General features: G+C 40.8%; 21 protein-coding genes and 1 tRNA gene. 8 read left to right on the top strand and 14 right to left on the bottom strand.

Features of this window, described 5'->3' with window-relative positions; all coding sequences use genetic code 11:
- Positions 1-21: 21 nt before the first annotated feature.
- The 6 genes from H6614_12435 to H6614_12410 form a co-directional block, all read right to left on the bottom strand.
- On the bottom strand, positions 22-978 hold the full coding sequence (locus H6614_12435; protein MCB9244473.1) for a hypothetical protein: 957 nt from the start codon (positions 976-978) through the stop codon (positions 22-24).
- Positions 978-2,402, bottom strand: coding sequence for an MBOAT family protein (locus tag H6614_12430; protein ID MCB9244472.1), 1,425 nt, complete (start codon positions 2,400-2,402; stop codon positions 978-980). The genes H6614_12435 and H6614_12430 overlap by 1 nt, the downstream gene beginning before the upstream one ends.
- A gap of 170 nt (positions 2,403-2,572) precedes the next feature.
- A complete protein-coding gene (locus tag H6614_12425; GenBank protein MCB9244471.1) occupies positions 2,573-3,769 on the bottom strand; it encodes a T9SS type A sorting domain-containing protein in 1,197 nt (398 codons plus the stop codon).
- A 279-nt stretch (positions 3,770-4,048) separates the two neighbouring features.
- Positions 4,049-5,890: a glutamine--fructose-6-phosphate transaminase (isomerizing) gene (glmS, locus tag H6614_12420; GenBank protein MCB9244470.1), complete on the bottom strand. Its 1,842-nt coding sequence runs from the start codon at positions 5,888-5,890 to the stop codon at positions 4,049-4,051.
- A 139-nt stretch (positions 5,891-6,029) separates the two neighbouring features.
- Positions 6,030-6,115: transfer RNA gene (locus tag H6614_12415), tRNA-Leu, on the bottom strand.
- 109 nt (positions 6,116-6,224) lie between these two features.
- Positions 6,225-8,696 (bottom strand): T9SS type A sorting domain-containing protein, encoded by a 2,472-nt coding sequence (locus H6614_12410; protein MCB9244469.1) that lies wholly within the window; start codon positions 8,694-8,696, stop codon positions 6,225-6,227.
- Positions 8,697-9,068: 372 nt separating this feature from the next.
- On the opposite strand from H6614_12410, the gene H6614_12405 reads away from it, so the two are divergent.
- Positions 9,069-10,004, top strand: a complete 936-nt coding sequence (locus tag H6614_12405; protein ID MCB9244468.1) for a succinylglutamate desuccinylase/aspartoacylase family protein — start codon at positions 9,069-9,071, stop codon at positions 10,002-10,004.
- Here the strand turns inward: H6614_12405 and H6614_12400 are convergent.
- From H6614_12400 to H6614_12370, 7 genes are all read right to left on the bottom strand, one after another.
- Positions 10,001-11,074, bottom strand: coding sequence for a bifunctional transcriptional activator/DNA repair protein Ada (locus H6614_12400; protein MCB9244467.1), 1,074 nt, complete (start codon positions 11,072-11,074; stop codon positions 10,001-10,003). The two genes, H6614_12405 and H6614_12400, sit on opposite strands and share 4 nt — an antisense overlap.
- Before the next feature lie 66 nt (positions 11,075-11,140).
- Positions 11,141-12,268 (bottom strand): glycoside hydrolase family 3 protein, encoded by a 1,128-nt coding sequence (locus tag H6614_12395; GenBank protein ID MCB9244466.1) that lies wholly within the window; start codon positions 12,266-12,268, stop codon positions 11,141-11,143.
- 8 nt (positions 12,269-12,276) lie between these two features.
- Positions 12,277-12,849 carry a hypothetical protein gene (locus H6614_12390; GenBank protein MCB9244465.1) on the bottom strand — a complete coding sequence of 191 codons (573 nt, stop codon included), beginning with the start codon at positions 12,847-12,849 and terminating at the stop codon, positions 12,277-12,279.
- A gap of 3 nt (positions 12,850-12,852) precedes the next feature.
- Complete coding sequence (locus tag H6614_12385) at positions 12,853-13,629, bottom strand: biotin--[acetyl-CoA-carboxylase] ligase (GenBank protein MCB9244464.1); 777 nt, start codon at positions 13,627-13,629, stop codon at positions 12,853-12,855.
- Between the two features lie 82 nt (positions 13,630-13,711).
- Positions 13,712-15,337, bottom strand: coding sequence for a S8 family serine peptidase (locus H6614_12380; protein ID MCB9244463.1), 1,626 nt, complete (start codon positions 15,335-15,337; stop codon positions 13,712-13,714).
- Between the two features lie 11 nt (positions 15,338-15,348).
- Positions 15,349-16,083: a hypothetical protein gene (locus tag H6614_12375; GenBank protein ID MCB9244462.1), complete on the bottom strand. Its 735-nt coding sequence runs from the start codon at positions 16,081-16,083 to the stop codon at positions 15,349-15,351.
- A gap of 505 nt (positions 16,084-16,588) precedes the next feature.
- Complete coding sequence (locus H6614_12370; GenBank protein MCB9244461.1) at positions 16,589-17,968, bottom strand: sigma-54-dependent Fis family transcriptional regulator; 1,380 nt, start codon at positions 17,966-17,968, stop codon at positions 16,589-16,591.
- A gap of 299 nt (positions 17,969-18,267) precedes the next feature.
- On the opposite strand from H6614_12370, the gene H6614_12365 reads away from it, so the two are divergent.
- Genes H6614_12365 through H6614_12335 form a run of 7 tightly spaced genes read left to right on the top strand, consistent with a single transcriptional unit; the run spans position 18,268 to position 24,829 of the window.
- Positions 18,268-19,104: a hypothetical protein gene (locus H6614_12365; protein ID MCB9244460.1), complete on the top strand. Its 837-nt coding sequence runs from the start codon at positions 18,268-18,270 to the stop codon at positions 19,102-19,104.
- Between the two features lie 6 nt (positions 19,105-19,110).
- On the top strand, positions 19,111-19,785 hold the full coding sequence (locus H6614_12360; GenBank protein ID MCB9244459.1) for a DUF3667 domain-containing protein: 675 nt from the start codon (positions 19,111-19,113) through the stop codon (positions 19,783-19,785).
- A 2-nt stretch (positions 19,786-19,787) separates the two neighbouring features.
- Positions 19,788-20,468 (top strand): DUF3667 domain-containing protein, encoded by a 681-nt coding sequence (locus H6614_12355; GenBank protein ID MCB9244458.1) that lies wholly within the window; start codon positions 19,788-19,790, stop codon positions 20,466-20,468.
- Positions 20,468-21,187, top strand: a complete 720-nt coding sequence (locus tag H6614_12350; protein MCB9244457.1) for a DUF3667 domain-containing protein — start codon at positions 20,468-20,470, stop codon at positions 21,185-21,187. Before H6614_12355 ends, H6614_12350 begins: the two co-directional genes overlap by 1 nt.
- 50 nt (positions 21,188-21,237) lie before the next feature.
- A complete protein-coding gene (gene serA / locus H6614_12345) occupies positions 21,238-23,136 on the top strand; it encodes a phosphoglycerate dehydrogenase (protein MCB9244456.1) in 1,899 nt (632 codons plus the stop codon).
- On the top strand, positions 23,136-24,215 hold the full coding sequence (locus H6614_12340) for an alanine--glyoxylate aminotransferase family protein (protein ID MCB9244455.1): 1,080 nt from the start codon (positions 23,136-23,138) through the stop codon (positions 24,213-24,215). Before serA ends, H6614_12340 begins: the two co-directional genes overlap by 1 nt.
- The gene (locus tag H6614_12335; protein ID MCB9244454.1) at positions 24,212-24,829 is read left to right on the top strand and encodes a YiiX family permuted papain-like enzyme; all 618 of its coding nucleotides are present in this window, start codon (positions 24,212-24,214) and stop codon (positions 24,827-24,829) included. Before H6614_12340 ends, H6614_12335 begins: the two co-directional genes overlap by 4 nt.
- On the opposite strand, the gene H6614_12330 is transcribed toward H6614_12335, so the two are convergent.
- Positions 24,826-26,274, bottom strand: a complete 1,449-nt coding sequence (locus H6614_12330) for a chloride channel protein (GenBank protein MCB9244453.1) — start codon at positions 26,272-26,274, stop codon at positions 24,826-24,828. The two genes, H6614_12335 and H6614_12330, sit on opposite strands and share 4 nt — an antisense overlap.
- Positions 26,275-26,303 lie beyond the last annotated feature (29 nt).

The raw sequence follows: 26,303 nt of genomic DNA, 5'->3' as shown, positions 1-26,303 counted from the left end.
ATTTATCTTACTAAAAAAAACTCAGTTCCTCACTTTTTCATGCTTGAACATTTTTATCAAGCCTTCTTCGTTCAAATGATTGGGATCGTAAAAATCTTTTGCTTCCACACCAAGTTTTTCGGGATTATAGGAACCTATCACTATAACGTTGTCCTTGTGAATGGATTTATAGTAATTTTCCGCCTGGTCTATAATAGGTATTTTTGTTATCAATTCATTATACACAGCCGGATGATAAGGTAGTAATACAAGCTCTATGACATGGTCTTTTGAGATCTTGTTCAGAATATTCTCGAATCTCGCTTTATAATCGTCATCAATTTCATAATAATCTTTGAAAGGCCATATTAATGCCTGTTCCACGTGATGTTCTACGTCCGGTACCTGGTTCCTGTATTTAATATCATACCTTATTGTGCCGTCCGGGTAAACTACGAAGTCCTTATCGTTACCATCCCAGGGTTCGTATTTATTTGGATTCATATTATCCCAAAAATATTCCCACGAAAAAGCCTTCTTTATAGAATCCAAACCCGCTTTCTTGTCATATAAATAATACCTGTGGTCGCCGTTGTTCCTGTTAAAGAGCCACCCGTGAGCGGATATTTCCAGCGTATCATAAGTTATTGAATTACTGTCCACCAACGCCAATAGTTTTTCATAATCTTCTAGTACCGCGCCCGAAACGGAAATGTTTAATACCCTCTCCCCTATCGGAGTTCCTATTTGCATAGCCCTGCTTGAGCCCAATACTATCTTGTTAAAATGCTTTCCTTTATTGAGTTCTATAAGTTTTTTTATTACAAGCCTGAATTCCGGTTCGGAATGTATCGAAACAGGAGTATTGTTTATCTCTTCGGCGAGTCTTTCGGAATATCTGGAGCTGAAATAACTTTTTGAATCTATATAGATATTTATCAGAGCCACTACTATCAATGGTGTTAATACAAGCAATATGTATAGTAGGAGCTTTTTCATCAAAATTGGAAATATATAAATCGGCTGTAACCGCTGAATTTATCTATTATCATTATTACTAGGAATCCGAAGAAGATTATTCCTGCCCATCCCTTCAGCCAGGGCTGTCGCAGCCTTTCGTCTTCTTTAAATAGCCAATCCATGAATACGAGCATTGCGCAGTAAACAAGTCCGGTTTTGTACATCATTACAGTACTGAATGTGGTAACCATTATCCTTAGGTAATTAAATGAGCTCGATATACTGTCACTTCTGAAAAAAATCCACGCTATTACGACCAGTGTAAACGTAAGCAGGATCATGAATAGCTCTTTTATAGATGGGAACCATTTATGCTGTCCCGCCACTTCATGCAAAAACTTCCTGTTCGTTCCTACCAGGAATATAGGCACATATAATAAAGAATGGAACCCTCCCCATGCTATAAATGTCCAGTTAGCCCCGTGCCAGAATCCGCTTACTACAAAGATCGCAAATATATTCCTGAGCGACTTCCATTTGCCTCCCTTTGATCCGCCAAGGGGTATATACAGGTAATCTCTGAACCACGTCGAAAGAGAAATATGCCACCTTCGCCAAAACTCCGCGATGTCTCTCGAAAAGTAAGGGAATTTAAAGTTCGACATCACCTCTATACCGAATAATTTAGCCGTACCTATAGCAATATCTGAGTAACCGCTAAAATCTCCGTATATCTGGAACGCAAATAAAACTGCTCCCAGGAATAATGTACCTCCCGTATAATCTGTATAGTTCTTAAAAATAGCATCTACCATCGGGGCAAGCGAATCCGCTATTACTACCTTCTTAAAAAGACCCCAGATTATAAGACGCACACCGTCTATGCTCTGCTCCGACGCAAATGTCCTTGGTTTTAATATCTGTGGTAAAAGATTGGATGCCCTTTCTATAGGACCTGCCACAAGTTGCGGAAAAAAGGCGACAAATGCCGCAAATGATACAAAATCTTTCGTAGGTTCTAACTGGTTCCTGTAAACATCTATCGAATACGACATTGTTTGAAAAGTGTAAAAGGAAATGCCGACGGGAAGTATCACCTGAAGACTCCATGTGCTCTCCATATGATAACCTACCGATGACATAAGGTTAACCCATGAGTCTATAAAGAAATTGAAATACTTGAAAACACCTAGTAACCCAAGATTGAAAATTACACTGACCCAGAGCCACTTTTTCCGGGTTGATTTTTTTTCCGTTGATTTTAGCTTGATACCAACTATGTAATCTATTAAAGTACTAATCACAATTAGGGACAAAAATCGCCAGTCCCACCATCCGTAAAATACATAGCTTGCTGCAAGGAGAAGAAGATTCTGAACCTTTAATTCCTTATGGAATACAAACCAATAAAGAATAAAAGTTATTGGGAGAAAGATTAAAAACTCTATTGAGTTAAAAATCATAAACGATTATTAATAGCGGAAGTATACCGCAAAGTCCATATCCACAATAATATAAATAGCCATTTTCGATTTCAATTCAAATGCAGTAATTCGTCAAATTCCCGATAAAATTCAACGATTTACTCTATGGAATTTCTGTTATAAAAAAGGTGCCGAAGCACCTTTTTTAGCTACTTAACCAGTATCATCCTCCTGGTTTCCTCAAAACCTCCCGCATTTATCTTATAAAAATAGACCCCGCTGGAGAGATGTGAAGCGTTAAACCCGGCAATATAGCTTCCTGCCTTTTTAAACTCATTTACTAACGTTTCCACTTCTCGGCCGGAAACATCATACACTTTCAACGTTACAAAGCCGTCCTTTGGAAGATCGAACTGTATATTTGTCGATGGATTAAAAGGATTCGGGTAGTTTTGCTTTAATGCAAACCCAGATGGGATCTCGTTACCGATCTGGGTAATATTTACTGTAGTATCTCCTCCTGATTTCGTATGCCAGATCCGCCCCGGGTTACCGCATGCCCAGACTATGCTGTCATTAATCGCGTAGATACTCGTAAAATATCCCGCGGTGGGAGTCTCTCTCTTCCAGCTTACTCCGCCATTTGTTGATTTAAATAGATAGGATGTACCCCCTGCCCAGCCGATCGAATCACTCTTGAAGCGTGAACATATCATTGACTCCGCATTACCCTCTACAAAACCAACACTATCCCAGTTAAATCCAAAATCTGTTGTCCTAAGTGTAGTTCCGCTTCTTCCAACCACAAACCCTGTAAAATCGTCTATAAAGGAAAACCTGTAAAAATCTTCACAGCCTAAACCGGGTGTGCAGTATTGTTCTACATTCCAGTTATTCCCACCATTTGTAGTTGTGCCAATTGTCGCTCCCCACCCGCATCCGGCTCCATTCATTGCATCTTTAAAAAAAAGATCTCTTGGTATTGTAAATATAAATTGGTTATTAAAAGAAGAACCTCCATCAGTTGTTTTTCTCGTAGCTAATGAATTGGACCCGATCCATCCTGTATCTTCATTTAAAAAGAAAACTGAGTAGTAGCTATCCCCCTGCCCTGCAGGTCCGTTCTCTATAGCGATCCAATTCTCACCGCCGTTCGTTGTCTTCAATATTGTTTCGAAAAAACCGACACAATAAACCACACTGTCATTTACCGGATAGATACCATAGAGGACCTTATTGTTGATCCCTGTGTTCTGAATTTCCCATACATTACCGCCGTTCGTTGTCTTAAGGATTACACCTTGTTCTCCGCAGACCCAGCCTGTGTTTTCATTAATAAATTCTATGTCCCATAGAGGTACGCTTACGCCTGTGGTCTGGAATATCCATTGGGCATTTACATTCAACGCAATAAAAAAAAAAAAATTATGAGATATGCTTTCATCATAATAATTTTTTAAGCATGATAGTGTGTGTATTTCATTTTAGTTTTTATGACTCCTAAAATCAAGTGGAATATTCAAAGTAATGATTTAAAATAAATTACTTTACCGGGTTGCTTATTTATGGAATTTTTTAATATTATTATCAGACAAACGAACCGAAGTGGTAAATCTAAATGGAAAGCCCCGGAATAGCCAAATTCCGGGACTTGTTATATGGATAAAATTCGATTTTAAGAGGATCTACTCTACAGTAACGCTTTTTGCCAGGTTTCTAGGCTGATCTACATTGCATCCTCTTGCGGTAGCGATGTAGTATGCCAGGAATTGTAGCGGTATATTATTTATGATCGGCGAAAGCATCGATATCGTCTTCGGTACCCTTATTACATAATCCGAATAATTAGCTATCTCATCATCGTCTTCGCTCGCGATTGTGATTATCTTACCCTTCCTTGCCTTCACCTCCTCTATATTGGATATTATCTTACTGTACGTTTCGTCCTTCGGCGCGATAAATACAACCGGCATATTCTCATCTATCAGCGCTATAGGTCCGTGCTTCATCTCAGCAGATGGATACCCCTCCGCGTGAATGTAGGAGATTTCCTTTAGTTTCAATGCGCCCTCCAGCGCTACAGGAAAATTATATCCCCTGCCCAGGTATAGGAAATTCTTCGCGTCCTTAAATTCCTGCGCGATGTACTCATATTCCTTCCTGTTATCTATAACCTTTTGTATCTTTTCCGGGATCAGCTTTATCTCATGAGCTATCTTTATCAGCTCTTCCTGTGAAAGCGTTTTCTTCTCTCCCGCTATCATCAGTGAGATCAGCGCCAGCGACATCAGCTGGCTCGTAAATGCCTTCGTCGATGCCACACCTATCTCCGGTCCCGCGTGTATGTATGACCCCGCATCCACCTCTCTCGCTATTGTGCTTCCCACCACGTTCACCAGGCCCACTGTTGTCGCTCCGTATTTCTTCGCTTCCCTTAGCGCCGCTAGTGTGTCAGCTGTCTCTCCGCTCTGGCTTATCACGATTAGCACGTCATCCTCCCTTACCACCGGGTTACGGTACCTAAACTCTGATGCGTAATCTACCTCCACCGGAATCCTGCAGCAATTCTCTATCATATACTCCCCTACCAACCCCGCATGCCATGCCGTGCCGCACGCCGTGATCAATATCCTTGGCGCATTAAATAGCTTGTCCTGTATCCGCTCCAGACCACCCAGCTTCACCATCCCCGTCTCAAAATTGATCCTCCCTCTGTACGTATTCTGTATCGTATCCGGCTGCTCACATATCTCCTTCAGCATAAAGTGATCAAAACCACTTTTTTCTATCTGTTCAAGGTCGAAATCCAGCTCATGTATATCTCTAAATATATCCTTGTCTTCAATGGTTTTTAGTTGGAAGCCATTTTTTGTGAGGATGGCCATCTCGCCGTCCTCGAGATACATCACGTTCTTTGTGTGGTTAATTATTGCGGAGGCGTCGGAGGCGAGGATGATCTCTTCCACGCCGATACCGAGCATGAGGGGACTACCCATTCTTCCGACGACGATCTTATCGGGCTCCTGCGCGCAAAGGGCGGCGATGCCGTAGGTTCCCTCTACCTCGGCGAGGGACATCCTCACTGCTATTTCAAAATCGCCTTTTTGTTTGTAATTATAGTTTATAAGGTTGACCAGCACTTCGGTATCCGTATCACTTCGGAAAGTATATCCTTCCCGTTCAAGTTTTGTCTTTATGGTTTTATAGTTTTCAATTATACCATTATGAATCAAAACTATATTGTAATCCATGTCAAAATGCGGATGCGCGTTCACGTCATTTGGTACGCCGTGAGTAGCCCAGCGTGTGTGTCCTATCCCAACCGTACCATTAAATTTATCAATATCCAGGTTTTTTTCCAGATCGGATACTTTACCCTTCTGCTTATATGTAATTATCTCATTTTCGCCATCTTTTATAATTGAGATACCTGCTGAATCATAGCCTCTGTACTCCAGTCTTTTTAAACCGTCCATTATTATGGGTCGGGCATTTCTTTTTCCGATATAGCCTACTATTCCACACATTTTGATAAGATTTTAATTTTTCAATATTCTATGTACAATTTCTATACCAAAAATAAATTCCCTGCTATTAATATAACAGGGAATTTTTTGTATGAAAAGGAATCCCTGTAATAACAGGATATTCCCCCAAGCATAGCAGTACCGGGGAAGGGAGTCGAACCCTCACGAGGTTTGAGCCTCGCCGGATTTTGAGTCCGGTGCGTCTACCAATTCCGCCACCCCGGCAGGAGTAGTTAATTCAAAATAGTAAAATATGATGAGAAGTTAAAAATAAAAAAGAGACACCTATGGAAATTGAGCGCCTCTTTTTAAAAGAATAATATTTTAAAAGGTACTACTTCAATAGCATCATTTTTTGCACCTTCACAAAATCTCCGGCTATAATTTTGAAAAAGTATACCCCGCTGGAAAATTGTGAACCATCCCAACTTACTTCATATGCGGACGGCTCCAATACATCGTTTACCAGGGTTGTTATTTCCCTGCCGGTAATATCATATACTTTTAATGATACAAACCCGGATTTAGGTATATCGAATTTGATCATAGTTGTCGGGTTAAACGGGTTTGGATAGTTCTGGTAAAGAGAATACTTATCCGGAATATACGCAGGGTTTTCAATAATGCCTGTTATTAGAGAGTCGTCATGCCAGCGGGCAATATAGTGTGAAGGATTTCCTCCTGCCGTGTCAAAAATTCCTCCGGCATACAGGTCTGTACCTATTACTGCTAATGAATTTACATCATCATTCAATCCTGATCCGAGAGATGACCAGGTTGTACCGTTCCATTTGGCAATACGGTTAGATGATACTCCTCCTACCATTGTAAAATTACCTCCGGCATACAGGTCTGTACCTATTACTGCTAATGAATTTACATCACTAAAAAAACTATTTATCCCTGATCCGAGAGCTGACCAGGTTGTACCGTTCCATTTGGCTATATGGCTAGCTGATACTCCTCCAGCCATTGTAAAGTCACCTCCTGCATATAAGTCTGTACCCATTACTGCTAATGAAAATACATCACTATTCATCCCTGATCCGAGAGATGACCAGGTTGTGCCGTTCCATTTGGCAATACGGTTAGCAGATACTCCTCCTGCCGTCGTAAACCATCCTCCTGCATACAGGTCGGTACCCATTACTGCTAACGACAATACACTACCACCAATCATCCCTGAGCCGAGAGCTGACCAGGTACTGCCGTTCCATTTGGCTATATGGCTAGCTGATACTCCTCCTGCTGTTGTAAAATCACCTCCTGCATATAAGTCTGTACCTATTACTGCTAATGAATTTACCCAATTATTCATCCCTGATCCGAGAGATGACCAGGTTGTGCCGTTCCATTTGGCAATACGGTTAACAGTTACTCCTCCTGCCGTTGTAAATTGTCCTCCGGCATACAGGTCTGTGCCAATCACTGCTAGTGATCTTACAGCAGTATTCATCCCTGATCCGAGAGCTGACCAGGAAGTGCCGTTCCATTTAGCTATACGGTTAGCTGATACTCCTCCGGCCGTCGTAAATTGTCCTCCTGCATAAAGGTCTGTACCCATTACTGCTAATGACCATACTCTATTACTCATCCCTGATCCGAGCGATGACAAGGAAGTACCGTTCCATTTGGCTATACGGATAGCAGATACTCCACCTGCCGTTGTAAAATCACCTCCGGCATACAGGTCTGTACCTATTACCGCTAATGACCATACAATATTGTTCATACCTGATCCGAGAGCTGACCAGGTACTACCGTTCCATTTGGCTATACGGTTAGCAGATACTCCTCCTGCCGTTGTAAAATCACCTCCGGCATACAGGTCTGTACCTATTACCGCTAATGACCATACCCAATTATTCATCCCTGATCCGAGTGATGACCAGGAAGCGCCGTTCCATTTGGCAATTCGGATAGCAGATACTCCACCTGCCGTGGTAAATTGTCCTCCTGCATACAGGTCGGTACCTATTACGGCTAATGCTCTTACTCTATCATCCATCCCTGATCCGAGTGATGACCATGTACTACCATTCCATTTGGCTATATAGTCTGCATTTGGATCACCTCCTGCATTTGTAAAATCACCTCCGGCATAAAGGTCTGTACCTATTACAGCTAACGACCTTACAGTATTGTTCATACCTGATCCGAGTGATGACCAGGTACTACCATTCCATTTGGCTATACGGTTAGCAGATACTCCACCTGCCGTTGTAAAACTACCACCCGCATACAGGTCTGTACCTATTACTGTTAATGAATTTACTGCAAGATTCATTCCTGATCCGAGTGATGACCAGGTTGTACCGTTCCATTTGGCAATGAAGTTAACAGATACTCCTCCGGCCGTTGTAAAAATTCCTCCTGCATACAGGTCTGTGCCAATCACTGCTAATGAAAGCACACCACCATTCATCCCTGATCCGAGCGATGACCAGGTTGTACCGTTCCATTTGGCTATACTGTTAGCTGGTACTCCTCCTGCCGTGTCAAAAATTCCTCCTGCATACAGGTCTGTACCTATTACTGCTAATGATGATACAGTATTGTTCATCCCTTTCGGAGAGAACTCTGTACCCCAGTAGGGCGGAGGAGGCGGAGAATCTGAGGATACAAATTTTGGAGCTCCACTATGTGTGTACTCCATTTTAAATCCTTCAACATTATAAGTTCCGTTCATTCCCGTCTTTACGGTTCCGTCAGGATTGAGTATTGTTGAGATAGATGGCTGGTTACCATTGTCAAATGCAAACAATGAATTTGATAACAGTAAAATGATCAGTATGTATTTAATCACTAGTCCTCCAAATTAAGATTTATAAGGAGAAAACCTTGGGCAGGGCTTAACTAAGAAAATGTGAGTATTTGAACTGTAATATTGAAAATCTAGAGGGATTCTAATAAATCCGAGAATTAAAAACAAGAGATTTCCTACGCAAATGTAGGAAATCTCTTACAGCGCTGATAATTTGCATAGACTTCAGATACCGTCTGGGATGCACTATCTATCAAAGCGGAGTGTATTATTATCAAATAATAGGTGATGAATTTAGTCAACTAAAAAAATGATGCTCTTAAAATAAAGGAAGTAATAGCAAATACCTTTCTGAATGGCAATTTTTCAACGTTTTTAATATTTTTCCATATCTTAAGCAATTTCGACCAGGGAATGAATAAAATTTGCTTTTCAATACTATATATCCTGATCCTCTCCGGTCTTACTTTTGCAGGCGATGGAATTAAGAATTTTTATGGTGTTACCATCGTACCGCAATATCTCGCGCCTGGAGCCGATTACCAGACTCCCTACTATATTATCTCCTCAAAGAAGAATAAAACGCCATCTCCTATCGTGGTCATAGACGGCGGAATGCACGGCGATGAAGTTGCCGGAAGTTACGCGTGCGACGATCTGCTGATAAATTTAAGGGTTACGCAAGGGACGGTTATCATTGTTCCAAGACTGAATAAGCCGGCATGTGATAAGGTAACGCGAACAAGGTATGTAAATTTTAATCAGATATATGACATGAACAGGAACTTCCCGGGTAATGCAGACAGGGACATGTCCAATTATGAAGCTATAGTTGCCGATGAATTTACAAACCTTATCAAAGAATATACCCCAGTCCTGGTGCTGAACCTGCACGAGGACAAGGATTTTAACGATGACAGAGTGAACCGGTACGACTGTGAAGATTTTTATATGGGACAGGTGCTGATATCATGTCATGGGAAGTGCGATAACTTCGACTTCGATGCGTTGATAGACGATACAACATTGCTCTATGCACAGCAGTTAATAAATACCGGAATGGCAGATGACCATAAGTTCACTATAATAAATCTGCCCTCAGCCCCGGAAAAAGGGTACTCACAGGATTACTTCAGGGACGTGCTGGGAATAGATTCATATACGGTAGAGACATACCGCAACGGGTCATTCGGGTCGGGTCCGCCTGTATTCGAGTACGGATATGAACTTCCGAACAGGGTGAAGCTCCAGATAATAACATGTCTTAGCTTTCTAAAGACCTACGGTGTGGGATTTGAATACGCGGACAACGACAATCTGAACACGCTCACAATGCCCAAAAGATATTAAGCGATACCCGTCACGCCTTCCAGTTCAAGCAGTCTTTTCTTTCTCCATAAGCCCCCGCCATAACCTCCAAGCGAACCGTCATTTTTAATAACCCTGTGACATGGGATAATTATTGCGAGCCGGTTCATACCGTTTGCAGTTCCGACAGGGCGTGAACCTTTTGGTGTACCGACTTTTTTCGCAAGTTCGACATATGAGACAGTAGTGCCGTAAGGAATATTTCGAAGACCTTCCCAGACTTTTTGCTGGAACTCCGTTCCGGGATATTCTATAGGTACCTTGAAGTTTTTTAAATTGCCTTTGAAATATTCTTCGAGTTCTGATTCGGCTTGTTCGATGAACTTATTACGTCCGGGCACGAGCGGGCTTTTGAAATATTTATTCAGCACTTTTAGCTGGTATTCGAGCATACGCCTGTCGCTGAATTCAGCAAGGCATAAGCCTTTGTCATTCGCGGCAAGAATGATGTGTCCGAGCGGGCTTTCATATAATGATGTTACCATGCAGTCTTTTGAATATGATTTACCGGGTGCAAAGCCGAGCGTCTTGGAAAAAGCATCCCTGAACCCGCTATGTGAATCGTAACCGTTATCAAAAACAGCATCGGCTATTTCCACACCATTCCTAATCAGTGAAAATGCTTTGCCAAGTCTTCTGCTTCTGCAATAAGCGTGGAACGTCATTCCATATTTCTGTTTAAAAAATCTGCGCGCCCTGGACGGTTCGAATCCCATTTGACGCATTTCATAATCGCGGATCTTTTTCTCGGGGTTCTTATCAACTATTTCCATTAGTTTTTTAACCCAGTCCGGAGTGTCATTACCGATCTCCATCGGTTTACATCTTTTGCACGGTCTATAGCCGGCAAAAAGGGCTTCCTTCGCGGTAGCGTAAAACTCTATGTTCTTTTTAAGGGGTTTTTTAACACGGCATGACGGGCGGCAGAAGATACTGGTAGTCTTTACAGCAGTAAAGAAAATACCATCGTATGACCTGTCACTATTATTAAAAGCCCTGAGCATTTCAGTCTCGGAGGGCAGTTGTTTTGTTAGTTTTTCAGCTGTATTCATTGCTTTTTTTATACAAATATATTTACGTCACAGAGCATCTTCCACCGATATTTTAACATCGAATTTTTACCACAGCCCCAGGCAGACCTTGGCTCGGATTATTCTTTTTACGGATTCTTCCATCTGACTGCGCATCTCTTCATTGGAAGATATTTCTTTCATTATAGAAGCATGAAGCGACCGCTCATCGGGCTCCATTATTATAAGATCGCATCCGGCTTTGAATGCCTTCAGCGAGGCATTGCCCAGCTTCATCACAGCACCCATGTTCATACCGTCGGTTACAATTAATCCTTTAAAACCGAGCTCATTCCTAAGCAGTCCGGTAATAATATCTTTCGATAGAGTAGACGGAAGTCCGTCCGTATTATACTGCGGGTTTCCTTTTATCGCGATGTGACCTGCCATTACGGAAATCACACCGGCATCTATGGCTTGTTTGAATATGTATAACTCTTTCAGTTCGCCGTTAATATAAACGACTTTATTGTGACTGTCACCGCTTACATTACCGTGACCGGGAAAATGTTTCGCAGTTGCTATAACGCCGTTGTCCTGCGTGGCAGTGATAAAGGCCCCCGCGAGCTTCCCTACACCGCTCTCATCACCTCCGAATGACCGCGTACTGATAATCTCTTTATTAAAACCGTAATCACACACCGGAGCATAATTATAATTGATGCCCATGCTCTTTAAGATGTCGGCTATCTCCGCGCCGGTCTTACTAGCATCTTCTGTGGTAGTTATTTCGCTCGTTTTGGGAAACTCCTGTATTCCGGAAATTTTTTTATTAATAAGGCTCGGCTCTCCATCTGTGGATATAAGTAACGGGTAACCTGCATTATCAATTGCGGATTTCTGTAGCTGTGACGACATCGTGGTAAATTCGTCCTTCGACCCGCCAAGGTAGATTACTCCGCCGATGATACCGTCATTAATAAGTCCCTGCACCTCGTTATCCGATTTGCCGTTAGAGCCGGCGGATGAAATTATCATCTGCGCAACTCGTTGTCCGTCCGAAAGCCCATTATATATTAAATCAACCTTACTGTCGAGGTCGGCATTGGAAGAGTAGTAATCTTTTAGTGTGAAATTGGTGCCCGTACTGCTGCCGTCACCGCCGGAACCTCCCTTACAGGAAAAGAAAACCATCAGCGCCATTATTACAGCGTTTACATAAATACCATGTACCATATTTTTCCTTACTTTAACGAATATTCTTTTAATAAATAATGTCCGAGTTCAGTCGTCGGAGGATTTGTCCGTAGAAATTGCCATTTTACGATACCAACGCCTTCTTTTACCCAAAACTCACCCCAGAAGGTGATCGAAGCTGAAAATGATATGTGAACACAATTCTTGTATGTTTTGCCGGATACCAGCAGATCTTCGTTATCGCCTGCTACGTTGCAGTTCCATTCTCCGGAAGTCCATTTGTACCCGGTCTTTATCTTTTCTTTTGGAGGAATGAACATTAAATCCATTGCCTCGGGGTAATCCAGGTAATATGAGCCGTCACTTTTTTCTAATACTGTTGTTTTAGTATCCCACATTCCGAGGACGGGGAAAGAATCAAAGACAGCTTTCGTTTCGCCGGATGAATTTGAAACACTCTCTATTTTAAATGATGAGCTTTTTGGATTTAGCTCGACGTCGTAATCATAGCTCCAGCTGTTTCCTTTTACTAAAGGAAGCAATCCATTATCTCCGCTATTTACACCTGCAGAGTTACAAGAAAACAAACTTACTGCGATAAGGATTAATAGAATCTTCATGATCTAGTTGTCATATGTGAGGCTAATTTCACCGGAGTAATATACCTGCATGCTTCCGTCTTCCATTTCGAGCTCGAGACCGCCGTCAGTGCGAAGTCCTTTTACCAGAGCTGAGACTTCGATGTCATCTACGAACTTTCTTATTTTTATTTTCTTACCCATGTGCTCAAAATTATCTTTCCATAATGAGAAGAGGCTTTCTTTATCCCCGATGAGATCGCTCATTTCGTAAAACAGGTCCATTATCTTTAAGAGCAGATCTTCGCGCTTGAGCTTTTCACCCGTTTCAATGAGAATAGAGGTCGCTTTCTTTTTTATGTCATCCGGGAAGCTCTCCTGGTTTACGTTTATTCCTATCCCGATTATAAAACGTTTCTCGAGTTTATTAACGTCTTTTACTTCTATCAGTATTCCGCAGATCTTTTTCCCACCGATAAGAATGTCATTCGGCCATTTAAGACGCAGAGCTGATGAGTTTTCACCCAGCAATTCTTTCAATGCAGAGAACGTAACATACGTTGTATAGAAATTCACTAACTGCATGTCATCGATCGCGAGCTTAAAACTTTTCACTAGGGTAAAGGTGAGATCTTCACCTTTGACAGCGTCCCATTTTCTTTTGAAACGGCCGCGACCCTCTGTCTGATAATCGCAAAGAATCAACGTATTGTCGGGCGAGTTGTTTTTCTTTGCGTAATCATTTGTAGAATCAATTTCGTCGAAATATTCAACGTTATTCACCCTTCCCACAAGGGTATCTTTTATTTTCCCTGTATCCATGTGTACCAACAAAAAAAGTTAAACCTTAAGTGAAAATAAGGCTTAACTTTTTAAAATTAAACTAACTACGTAATATTACTTCCTAGTCAGGTTTTGCGGGCTTTGATTTTGTCCTGGCGTCAGATTTCTTGTCCTTTTTCCTGCTGTCGCCATCGCTGGCTTCAGCGTCGTCCTTTTTCTTATTCTTAGTTTCGAATTTCTTAGTATTGTCTTCTATTTCTCTAATCTTTTCCTGAATTTCAGGGGTAATGTCGTATGTCAGCGCAAGGTATGCATCGACTCTGCCATACCCATAGTACTTATCCCAGCCGGGCGAATCCTCGTCCCTGTCGCCTACCTGATCGTGCGCAGTGACCTTTATGATCTTATCAATTTCCTTATTAGTTCTATTGGGGTTCTGGCTTAACAGCAGTGAGGCAAGAGCGCTCACTATCGCAGTAGATTGTGACGTACCGCTCCAGTAAACAGTGTAGTCGTTTATATCCTCAAAATCCAATCCATAGATCTTATTACCCGGGGCTACTACAGCGATATGCCTGCCGAAACAGCTTCCTCCGCCCCAGGAGAATTGTGTACATCTATTGTCATCAGTATCGGTCGCACCAACAGCGCAAACACCATTGAAACTCGCGGGATAATAATCCCTGCTGTCGCCTTTGTTCATCATCGCGGCGGCTATAAAGGAGCCTTTCCTTACAGCATATTGCACTGCGGTCTCTAATGTCTCCGAGTAATCATCACCACCCTCGCTCATATTAATTACATCAGCGCCATTATCAGCGGCATATTTAATTGATTCCGCCCACCATGAATATTCGCCGAAATTATCATCGCGCAGGTTTTTCAGGTTCATCAGTTTACATGCCTGATTTATTCCGGCAAAACCAATACCGTTATTTGTAACAGCGCCAATGACGCTGGCTATATTCGTACCATGACCGAAACCATCGGTAGGACGATTGTCTTCATAAGCAAAGTCCCAACCTTTATAATCGTCAACGTAGCCGTTTCTATCATCGTCTATGCCGTTATTAGGAATCTCGTCTTCATTGATCCAGATTCGCTCCCTGATATCGGGGTGGTCATCCCTGATCCCTGAATCAAGTATGGCAACTACGATCTCGGATGAACCGGTCTCTATTTCCCAGGCTTTGAGCATATTTATATCGGCCCCAACGCGTGACGCGCTCCTTCTTCCGCTGGGTGTTATAGAACCATCATTATTTATATACCACTGTCTGTACATCATTTCATCATTTGGTGTCGTGGCGAATTGGTTCAGTATTCCCATGTCCCTTCCTTTTTTGCCGGCGGCCTGACCGAGGTAATTCGGTTCGGAGTAATCGGTATTTTCATCATCAGAATACGATCTTACAATTTCTTTTACATCAAAAACATTTTTTTCATCAAGTGTAAAGAGATATATCCTCGACATCTCTAGTTCCTTATAAAGCTCAGCATCGCCATTATTCAGCTCAAATATTCTTTTAATATTTTTTATCCGATACTTATTATTCTTTTCGTCGATGGATCTTATGCCGGTGTGAGTAGATATCTTGCCTGTAGCTTCGGATACGCCGAGGTCCTGCTTCATCTTTACAATAAATGAAGTCTTAGAATAGTTGATGATGTTTCCGGAATACCCGGTATTCGCGGATAATATTATCGTTAGCAGTAGAAATAGTGAAATTGTATAGCGTTTGTTCATTTATATGCCCTTTAATTGAAATAATAGCTCAAACCCAGCCCCAGCTTAAGACCATCGATAAATATCTTTGAATCGTAGTTTTGCTGTATCATGTAAGTGGTCCCGTTCACTCTGACGCGGTTTGTAGGAAAAGAACTATCAACCCTATATTCACCTTCTCTGAAGGTTATATCGGCAACAGCCGAAAGATTCCTTGAGATAATGTATTCTGCGGCTGTTATTATATGAAAATTTAACGCCTGTTCCGTCGAATTAGTTTCAGTTTGCAGGTTAAGTATCTTTCTTTCCCTGGTACCGAAATATACTCCCATTCCACCGCCTAACAATAAGTTAAATGATTCCGTGAACTTAGGGAGCTTATAATATACGGATAATTCGACCGGAAGTACGGTAATTATCTCGGTAACTCTCAAATTTACGGTAGATGCCCCGTTAAACACCCTCTCCTTTTGATTATCATCCTCGATGTGCAGATATTCGGCAGAAAGCCCCAGCATTATGTCGTCCCCGAACATCTTCTTTTTTATAGACAGACCATAACTGATCCCGCCGTGAAGCTCCTCGATCTGGTTTTGCTCGATAATATCAGTGGAGTTTGGATTTAACTGAATAGAGGCTGAGGTTACATAATTAACTGAGGTGGTAACCGAAAAATCGCGTTTATCGAAATATTCGTTATACACCTGGGAGCTAGCATTTAGCGATGCCAAAAGAATATATATTAATGACAATGAGAATATCTTCATATCTACTTACATTTAGGCTTACCCACTCATCCCGTAATTGCGGCATATATTACCCTTACTCATCAATAATATAGCATTTTTATATAAATCTATGAAAGTCCTTATAAAATGCCATAAAACAATAAAAAAAGACCAGGAATAAACTAATCCTGGTCTAGCATACGGGGGGATAAAGAACGAAAAAAAACTTTTAGGAGATAATCTTAGATTATAAAACCTACGATCATTGAAATCGTTAGTATAAGCATAAAAAGAATAGTTATGCTTTCCCTCGTACCATCATGTTTTCGAATTTTCATATATCCTCCTTTTGAAAATTCATTGCTTGTGATCATTAGACAAAAAATCCAACGATCAATACAACAGATAGAATCGCCATAAATACGAAAGTGTAGATCTCGAATTTAGAGCGATGGTTTACTTTTACTTCTGTCGTGTTCATTTTACCCTCCTACTTTGAAGTTTTATAAAAATGAGTTAGGAATATTTATTACTCTTACCAATTTTACTGTTTAAACTCCCTCGGATTAATGCCCAGCTTGGAAATTTTCTGTCTCAAAGTTACAGGGTGGAAATTTATATCCCTTGCTGTCGCAGTGACATTCCCATTATTCAGCTTGAGATACTTTTTAATAAACACAGTTTCAAAACTCTTTATAAGCGCGTGTTTGCTTTCATTAAAATCTTTAGAAGGCAGAAGTTCAAGTGTGTCTTCCCTCTTAGATATATTGTGGGGAAGCAGGTCTACGGTTATAACACCGTTCTTTGCGAGTATAGACATCCTTTCGGAAACATTTTTCAGCTCGGTCAGATTGCCGGGCCACGAATGATTCACCAATGCTTTCTTTACTTCCGGTGAAATCTCTTTTATGTGCTTTTTATTTTTTACCGCAAATTCCTTTATGAACTTCTGGAAGTACAAAATGACATCTTCAGGTCTTTCCTTTAGGCTCGGCAAAGTAAATTCGAATACATTTACCTTAAAATAAAGGTCTCTGTTGAATTTGCCCTGGTCCGCAAGATCTTTCAGGTTGTCCTTACTTGCTACAATTATTCTTGCATTGGTCGCAGTGAGCTTAGAAGATCCTTTTCGGGAGAACGTCCTATTTTCAAGCACGTTCAGGAGTTTTACCTGCATGAGCGGATCGAGCGCCTGAATGTCATCGATAAAGATCGTGCCGCTGTCTGCTGTTTCCATGTAGCCCTTATGATTTTCCAGCGCCCCGTCAAAAGATCCCTTCTGGTGTCCGAATATCTCAGACTCGAGAAGCGTTTTGGGCATGGATAAACAGCTTATGGAAATGAACTTATGATCTTTTCTGAGGCTATGCTCGTGTATAAACCTTGCCAGATGTTCTTTGCCGGTCCCGTCGTCTCCTATTATAAGCACCGTTGAATCAGATTGAGCTACAAGTTTCGCGTCATGAAGTATCTCTTTGATCTTTTTATTCTCTGAGAGGAATACCGCGTTGGATTCATTCTTCTCGAGCTCTCTTTTGAGGAGCATGTTTTCCTGCTTTAAGGATTTGTATTCCAGTCCCCTCGAAATTGTCAGAAGCAGTTCTTTGTGATCCAGGGGCTTTGTAAGGTAAGAATATGCGCCCATGTTCATTGCTTCTACTGCAGTTTTTAAACTGCCAAACGCCGTGATTAGTATAACAACTATCTCTGAATCAAGTAATAAAGCTCTTTTGGTCAACTCAATACCATCAATTCCGGGCATCATTAAATCAGTCAGCAGGACATCAAACTTAAAATCCGCGAATTTCTTTAGAGCTTCCTCCCCGTTAGAGACCGTCATAACTCCGTAACCGGTATCCTCTAGTACTTTCTTCAGACTAATCAAAGACGTTAAATCATCGTCTACAATCAGAATGTTTTTCACTTATTTTGTAGTAATTTTACTATTAAAGTTATGCTTTCAAAGTTAACTTACTCGGTTTCAAATTAAATAATTTATATAACCTTGTCAATACCTAAAATTTATTAAATTATAAATAGTTGAATATATGTGATTTATTTGTCAGATTTTTCAATTTCAAAGCATCGTTGCTAAACTTTTTCTCAAATCTAAGTTCTCATACATATATTTTACAAAAAAATGGGGAAAAATCAAATGAAATTTAATATAAATTCTTTTCGATTTAGCTTTCCCATTTTAAAAAAATTGATGAAATTTTTAGTATGAAATTCTTCGGGCATGTAATATTACTCCTGCTATTTACACAGATTACACGGGCTCAAACTATTTCGCGTGAAAACCTGGAGCCGGGCGATATATTAATGTATAATGGCAACTCGGCAATATCGAAGGTCATAATGTTCTTCGACGGAGGTAACTACAGTCACACGGGAATATATGACGGTAAGAATGTGCTGGAGGCAATCGACAGTGGAGTAAAATCAATTCCTCTCGACGTGAGTGTGAAAGGAGTCAATTACGTCGATGTGTACCGGTACAAAGATCTCGACTCCACAGAAAAAGAAAGCGTTATGTCCGTGATGCGAAAGTATGAGTATTTTGGTGACCGGTATTCCTACGAGCAGTTTATGCTGCTCGGAGTACTGACCGCGACGCGTAAACTCCCGCTCGAGATATTAGCGCCGGTGGTCAGAAGTCTTATTGACAGAGCCGGGACAGCATTTGCAAATATGCTGGCTGAGGGAAAACAGCCGATGATATGCTCCGAGCTCATCTACAGATGCTACAGCGAAGCCGACACATCGGAAAGGATAAAACTCATCATCCCGCAGGCTAAAATACGCGGCGGTTCACTTGCCGACATTATGATGGCGATAGCGGTAACATATCTGGATAATGCATCGGACGATATGAGCAGTGAGATGGAATTACTAAAAAAAGAGATAAAAAAGTTTAAAAATGACTATATGAGAGCAGATCACAGATACGATATCGACTGGACCGAAGCCGATTTTGTTACACCTTATGACCTGCAAAATAGTCCCAGCTTAGTTAAATTAGGAAGACTAAAGCTGGAGCGACTTTCCCACAACAAATAACATTAAATGCACGTCTGCACAAACTGCGGCTTTAAATACGAAGGAAAATACTGTCCGGAATGCGGGGTAAGGAAAAACAACGGGCGAATTTATTTTCATGATCAGCTCCATGACATAATGTACTATCTTTTCTCGCTCGACTCCCCTCTTCCAGCAACGTTCAAGGGGTTATTGACTAATCCAGGAAGGGTCGGCCGTGAGTATATTGGAGGGAAAAGAAAGAAGTATTACCCACCGATAAAGTATTTCATACTTTGCTCGGCAATATATTTCCTGCTGGTAAAAATAACCGGAATAGACCCCTTCGAGGAGAGTACTACTGAAACAATAAGACATTATGGAAATTATTTCGTATTCCTGCTGGTACCGATACTAGCTTTATTTTCAAAGATTTTTTTCTTTAAACAGCACAACAATTATTCCGAATATATAGCATATTCTTTTCTGCTCGTAGCACAGTATCTGCTCGTAACATTGCTATATATTCCGCTCTATTCCTTTTTTAATATTATTCTCGCAAATACATTTTTCTTAATTTACCTGATATGGGGTGTGTTTTCATTTCACGGAGGAAATCCATGGTTAAAGTTACTTTTGAGTTTACTTACTGTTATAGCGAGTGAAGCACTTTTTATTATTTTGGTTAGCAACATTGCAAACTTATTTCTAAAATCACACTAGATATGAATACATGTACGAACTGCGGTAAAGAGTTCACCGATAAATACTGCAATCACTGCGGAGTAAAGAAAAATGACGGACGGCTGTATCTAAAAGATCAGCTTCATGATGCATTGTATTATGTTTTTTCGGTCGATTCGCCTATTACGGCTACATTTATAGGTCTGATGACAAATCCCGGAAAAGTCGGACACGAGTATATTGAAGGAAAGAGAAAGAAGTATTACACACCGATAAAATATTTCATTTTATGTACGGCAATATACTTCCTTTTGGTAAAAATCACCGGAATTAATCCTGTCAGCGTAGGTAATTCAGAAATTATAGTAAAAAACTATAACTATCTTATTTTTCTCCTTGTTCCTATCCTGGCGGTATTTTCAAAATTATTTTTTTACAAACAAAAGTTTAATTATGCAGAATATATAGCATATAGCTTTTTCCTTGTTGGGCACTATATGATACTGAATATATTATACATTCCATTCATTTACTTTTTCCCCGAAGTAAATATTGGGAATCAAGTATTTGCGGTCTACCTTATATGGGGTATGTTTTCATTTCACAAGGGAAATCCGATAGTAAAATTACTTTTAAGTCTCCTATCCGTGGTATTAAGTTTTATCGTATTCCTTGGCTTAACCCTATTAATATTTGTTTCGTTTTATAAAATTTTCGGATAATGCACACTTGTACCAACTGCGGAAGTCAATTCACGGATAAATACTGCAGTCATTGCGGAATGAAGGCTAATGACGGTCATATTTATTTTAAGGATCAGTTACATGACGCGATGTATTACGTATTCTCTCTGGACTCACCGTTGTGGAAAACATTCAAAGGATTGATGACAAATCCCGGTAAAGTTGGTCATGAATATATAGCCGGGAAAAGAAAAAGCTATTACACCCCAATCAAATATTTTATTCTTTGTTCAGCAATATATTTTTTGGTCTTTAAGATCTCAGGATACAACCCGGTGAAATCATTTTACGAAGCTATTGGCAAAGAATACCGCCCCGATACATTTTCCGATATGATCCGCAATAATCTTAATTACTTTATTTTTCTCTTAGTAATTACAATGCCGATCGCTTCAAGGGCATTATTTCCTAAACAGAAGCAGAGTTTCCCTGAGAATATCGCATATTCTTTTTTTATAATAGGTCACTTCATGCTTCTCAACACGGTTTTTATACCGCTGGTGTTTATCAATCCCTATTTTGCGTTTATAAAAAATCTTACACTTCTATATATTGCATGGGGTATCGGCTCAATTAATGAAGGCAAAATTTTCTGGCGTCTTATACGAAGCTTTCTAGCAATGCTTTTGGGATACCTATTGTACATAATACTCGTATCCGTGATATCCTTCCTTATTTCGAGCATAACACACCATTAATTCCTTCATTTCTGAATTTAATCTCAATTTTTAATTAACCATTTTTGTACATGCTTAAGGACAGGAAAACGCATTTTATTGTGGATTTCGACAGCACTTTTATTAAGGTGGAGGCGATGGAAGAGCTTGCGGCTATTTCATCAAAAGGAAAGAAGAACGGACAGAATGTGCTTGCAGAAATAGAAAAGCTTACGACCGCAGGAATGAACGGTGAGATGCCGTTTTCAAAAGCGCTGGAGAGCCGCCTGGAACTGCTGGATACCGACAAAAAAGACATCGAGCAACTGGTAAAAAGGTTAAAGCGAAAAATATCCACGTCTGTTTCAAGGAATAAAAAGTTTTTCAAAGAGAACAGTGAAAGTATTTATATCGTATCGGGCGGATTTAAGGAATTTATTGTTCCCATAGTAAAAGACTACGGCATACCGGAGAAAAATGTGTACGCCAATGAATTTTATTTTGACAAGAAAGGGAAAGTAACCGGTTACGATAAGGATAATATACTCGCGAAGCAGGGCGGGAAAATAAAACTGCTTAAGAGACTCAGACTGGAAGGCGACATATATGTGATCGGTGACGGATATACGGATTACGAATTGAAAAAAGCGGGCGTCGCCCATAAATTCTACGCATTCACTGAGAACATCGAGCGGGAAAAAGTTTTAAAAAATGCCGACCACGTAACACCGAGCATCGACGAATTTCTTTTTGTAAATAAATTACCTATGGCAATATCATACCCAAAAAATAGAATCAAAGTCTTACTTCTGGAAAAGATCCACAAACAAGCCGTGAAGATATTCACAGAAGAAGGTTACCGCGTTGAAACGGTGAGCAAAAGCCTTACCGAGGAAGAACTGGCTGAAAAGATCAAGGACGTATCTATACTAGGCATTCGATCCAAAACGAACGTAACAAAGAAGGTCCTCGAAAATGCCGACAAGCTGATAGCCATAGGTGCATTTTGCATAGGAACTAAGCAGATAGACCATGACGCATGCACAAAGAAGGGCATAGCGGTATTTAATGCCCCCTTTAGCAATACGAGGAGTGTGGTGGAACTGACGCTTGGAGAAATAATAGTGCTTATAAGGAAGGTATATGAACGAAGCAACCTTCTTCACACAGGCAAATGGCAAAAAACCTCGCAGGATAGCTATGAGATAAGGGGAAAGAAGCTTGGAATAATAGGTTATGGCAAAATAGGCTCCCAACTATCCGTGCTGGCAGAATCTCTCGGTATGGATGTTCATTATTATGACAAAATAGATACGCTCGCACTCAGCAATGCTACAAAATGCAATACGCTTACAGAGCTTCTGAGGAAGTGTGACGTGATAACGCTTCACATAGATGATAACCCAGCTAATAAAAATTTCATCGGTGAGAAGGAATTTAACCGTATGAAAAACGGAGTGATATTTATTAATATGAGCAGGGGCTTTGTAGTCGATTTGAAAGCGCTGGCAAAGAATATAAAAAGCGGGAAAGTATCAGGAGCGGCAGTAGATGTTTTTCCGAATGAGCCCAATAGCAACGAGGAGGAATTTAAGAATGTATTACAGGGGCTTCCCAATGTGATATTAACACCTCATATTGGAGGAAGTACGGAAGAAGCGCAGGAAGATATTGCCAGATTCGTCCCAAATAAGATAATCGAATTCGTGAATAAGGGTGACTCGATGTTCAGCGTGAACTTCCCGAACATACAACTCCCCGCTTTCAAGAATTCACACCGGTTAATACACATTCACGCTAATGAGCCGGGTATATTGGCACGCATAAACGAGACACTTGCCGAAAGTAACATAAACATCATAGGGCAGTACCTAAAAACGAACGAGTTGATAGGTTACGTTATTACCGACATAGCAAAAGATTACGATACAAAGGTGATCAAGGATCTAAAGAACATCCCTCATACAATTAAATTCAGGATATTATACTAGTGGAAAAAGTTTTTCATACGGTTGGGCCTACACAGCTCTACCCGGAGGTCAAAGGATTTATCGCCGACGCGTTGCGAGATAATATCCCATCGCTTTCTCACCGCTCTCAGGAATTCATGGATATATATAGGGAAACAGACGGGCAATTGAGAAAACTTCTTGGAATACCGGAAGGATTCAGGATATTTTTTTTGAGTTCGGGAACAGAATGTATGGAGAGAATAATTCAGAATCTTGTCGAAAAGAAAAGTTTCCATTTTGTGGATGGGTCTTTTTCAAAGAGATTTTATACAATAGCGAAACAACTCGGCAAAGATGCGGGAAAAGCTGAAGTGGAATTCGGTAAGGGATTCGATTTTGAAAATGTGAATATTCCCGGTGATGCAGAGATAATATGCCTGACACAAAACGAAACCAGTACAGGCGTCGCCCTAAACATGGAGGATATATACCAGCTAAAGGGAAAATATCCTGATATGCTCATTGCACTGGACATTGTAACGGGTGTACCCTATATCAAAATTGATTTTGACAAGATCGACTGCGCATTTTTTTCGGTGCAGAAGGGATTTGGACTGCCGGGCGGGTTAGGTGTGATAATTGCCAATGAAAAGTGTATAGATAAAGCAAAAGAGCTTATGAAGAAAGGCATTATAATCGGAAGCTATCATAACTTTGTTACGCTGGCAGAGAATGTTGACAAATTCCAGACAGCAATAACACCAAACGTGATGAATATCTACCTGCTGGGCAGAGTATGTCAAAAGTTGAATGAAAAAGGTATGCGGAGAATCAGGCAGGAAACCGAAGAGAAAGCGAAATTGCTATATGACTTCCTGGATAGTTCGGATGAATTAAAGCCATTTGTAAAAGAAGTAAAAGACCGTTCACAGACAACAATTGTAATTGACGTACCGGAAGGAAATTCAAAAGAATACAGGGATAAACTTGCCTCACAGGGTATAATAGCAGGTTCAGGATATAAAGAATATAAGGATAAACAGATACGTATAGGAAATTTCCCGATGCACACCAGGGAAAATATCGAGAAGATAATAAGTATCCTGAAAGAACAATGAGAGAACGTTTAATCCTCATACTGCTTTATCTAATTTCACTATCTTTACTCTCCTGCAGTAAAGAAATCGATACGACTACGCTTAAGGAAGGTGACATTATCTTTCAGGAATCAGTCTCCCGTCAAAGTGCAGCAATACAACTCGCCACACATTCCCGATACAGTCATATGGGGATTATTTTCAAACAAGGTGACTATTATCTCGTTCTCGAAGCAGTCCAACCGGTAAAATTCACACCTTTGGATGAATGGATAAACAGGGGAAAAAGAAGGCATTATGTAGTAAAACGATTGAAGGACACTATACTTGACAGCATTGTAATTAATAAAATGAAAGCAACCGGGGAGCAGATGGTTGGTAAAAAATATGATATCTATTTTGGATGGTCTGATGAAAGAATATACTGCTCGGAACTTGTATGGAAAATCTATAATGAGGCTTTGGGTATAGAAATCGGTCCATTGAAAAAAATGAAGGATTTCGATCTCACTCATGAAAGAGTAAAAGAAATTATGGAGAAACGTTACGGCAAGAATATACCGCTAGATGAAACCGTAGTTTCTCCGGGTGATATTTTTGATTCCGACAAATTAGTCACTATTGAGGAAGATTAATCCTGGCTTTCTCGGGAATTATTTTCGTCCTCTCCGCCCGGTTTTCTTTTTCTAGTTTTTCTTTTACGAATAGTCTTGGCTAATGTATCTACGTCTATCTCTTTCACATAAGGGATCTTTCTTGCCATACGCCGTATCCTTGCCATTTGCCGTCTGGTCTCCGCATCAAAATTCGTCTCAACCTTATCCATTTCCTTACCAATTTGTGATTTAGTCGAAGCGGATTTATCCATAGAGAGTATCTGCGATGGATAGACGCTACGTGAACCCGTCATAAGGAAGCTCACCACACACGCCAGGGTTGCATAGGGTGCAACCTGCGGACCGAACAGTTCAACAGACATTATACTGGCGGCAATAGGAGCGTTTGTTGTACCGGAAAGCACAGCCACCAACCCTATAGCGGCGAATGTTGCTATATCTAGCCCCATGACACTTCCAAATAAAGCGCCGGATGTCGAACCTACAAAGAGTATGGGCGTAATTACCCCGCCGCTGCCGCCGGAAATGAATGTAATTGTCGTAGCGAATGATTTTACGAGAAAGGCATACCACTCTATATTCTCACCCCTAAGCGTGGAATCTATTACAGGAATACCAAGTCCGAGGTATTTCTGTGAAAAGACTAGAGCAAGTCCTACCAATAAAGCACCCCCGATCAGGCCCTTCAGCGGTTTCCAGATCTTAATTTTTGCGGCAATTTTTTCTCCGCCGCGAAGTATCTCAATGAAAAGCGCAGAAACCAAGCCAAAGAAAACTCCCGAAAGAATTACCTGCAAAAGAAATGACTCACTAAAAACAGGAACGAAATACAGGGGGTGATATGAGTAATGCATTCCGAGAGCCACTGCCACCTGATAGCTTACTATTCCGGCTATGAACGAGGGAAGCATAACCGAGTAAAGGATATTTCCGACGAAAAGAACTTCAACGCCGAAGATCGCTCCGGCAATTGGTGTTCCAAAAACCGCCGCAAAACCGGCACTAATACCGCAAATAACAAGCTTCCTCCTATCGACATTACTGAATCTAAAAATATCCGCCATGATAGAAGTAACACCTGCGCCTATCTGAGCACTTGGTCCCTCTTTACCGGCAGAACCGCCCGTCGCAAGAGTAATAATAGTCGCTATTGCTTTTACAGGGACAACAGCGGCTTTTATCTTACCGTATTTTTTGTGAACTGCTTCGAGCACCTTCTCTGTACCGTGACCTTCAGCGTCGGGAGCAAGATATTTTATGATAAGTCCGCTAAGAAAAAGTCCGATCGGAATGAGGAAAAGCAGGTAACCGCTCGACTCACCTGTGGCAATGCCCCAGTCGAGAAGTTTAAGGAAGCCTGTGGTAACTCCGCCGACAACTACTCCGGCAAAAGTTGCCCAGAAAACCCATTTGATTATACCTAAAAATAAAAACGTGTGTTCAGCAATCTGCCGCCTAAACATTTACATCTCCAAAAAATTTAAATTCAAAA

It is taken from the genome of Ignavibacteriales bacterium (genome assembly GCA_020635255.1).
Classification (GTDB): Bacteria; Bacteroidota; Ignavibacteria; order Tepidaquicellales; family Tepidaquicellaceae; genus JAEYVS01.
The sequence above is the reverse complement of the archived record's forward strand: the minus strand, read 5'-3'. Positions and strand labels throughout refer to the sequence as shown.

Excerpts from the sequence above, each read along its gene's own strand:
- H6614_12435 (MCB9244473.1), bottom strand. The coding sequence starts at position 978 with ATGAAAAAGCTCCTACTATACATATTGCTTGTATTAACACCATTGATA.
- H6614_12430 (MCB9244472.1), bottom strand. The coding sequence starts at position 2,402 with ATGATTTTTAACTCAATAGAGTTTTTAATCTTTCTCCCAATAACTTTT.
- glmS (MCB9244470.1), bottom strand. The coding sequence starts at position 5,890 with ATGTGTGGAATAGTAGGCTATATCGGAAAAAGAAATGCCCGACCCATA.
- H6614_12405 (MCB9244468.1), top strand. The coding sequence starts at position 9,069 with ATGAATAAAATTTGCTTTTCAATACTATATATCCTGATCCTCTCCGGT.
- H6614_12400 (MCB9244467.1), bottom strand. The coding sequence starts at position 11,074 with ATGAATACAGCTGAAAAACTAACAAAACAACTGCCCTCCGAGACTGAA.
- H6614_12395 (MCB9244466.1), bottom strand. The coding sequence starts at position 12,268 with ATGGTACATGGTATTTATGTAAACGCTGTAATAATGGCGCTGATGGTT.
- H6614_12390 (MCB9244465.1), bottom strand. The coding sequence starts at position 12,849 with ATGAAGATTCTATTAATCCTTATCGCAGTAAGTTTGTTTTCTTGTAAC.
- H6614_12385 (MCB9244464.1), bottom strand. The coding sequence starts at position 13,629 with ATGGATACAGGGAAAATAAAAGATACCCTTGTGGGAAGGGTGAATAAC.
- H6614_12380 (MCB9244463.1), bottom strand. The coding sequence starts at position 15,337 with ATGAACAAACGCTATACAATTTCACTATTTCTACTGCTAACGATAATA.
- H6614_12375 (MCB9244462.1), bottom strand. The coding sequence starts at position 16,083 with ATGAAGATATTCTCATTGTCATTAATATATATTCTTTTGGCATCGCTA.
- H6614_12365 (MCB9244460.1), top strand. The coding sequence starts at position 18,268 with ATGAAATTCTTCGGGCATGTAATATTACTCCTGCTATTTACACAGATT.
- H6614_12360 (MCB9244459.1), top strand. The coding sequence starts at position 19,111 with ATGCACGTCTGCACAAACTGCGGCTTTAAATACGAAGGAAAATACTGT.
- H6614_12355 (MCB9244458.1), top strand. The coding sequence starts at position 19,788 with ATGAATACATGTACGAACTGCGGTAAAGAGTTCACCGATAAATACTGC.
- H6614_12350 (MCB9244457.1), top strand. The coding sequence starts at position 20,468 with ATGCACACTTGTACCAACTGCGGAAGTCAATTCACGGATAAATACTGC.
- serA (MCB9244456.1), top strand. The coding sequence starts at position 21,238 with ATGCTTAAGGACAGGAAAACGCATTTTATTGTGGATTTCGACAGCACT.
- H6614_12335 (MCB9244454.1), top strand. The coding sequence starts at position 24,212 with ATGAGAGAACGTTTAATCCTCATACTGCTTTATCTAATTTCACTATCT.
- H6614_12330 (MCB9244453.1), bottom strand. The coding sequence starts at position 26,274 with ATGTTTAGGCGGCAGATTGCTGAACACACGTTTTTATTTTTAGGTATA.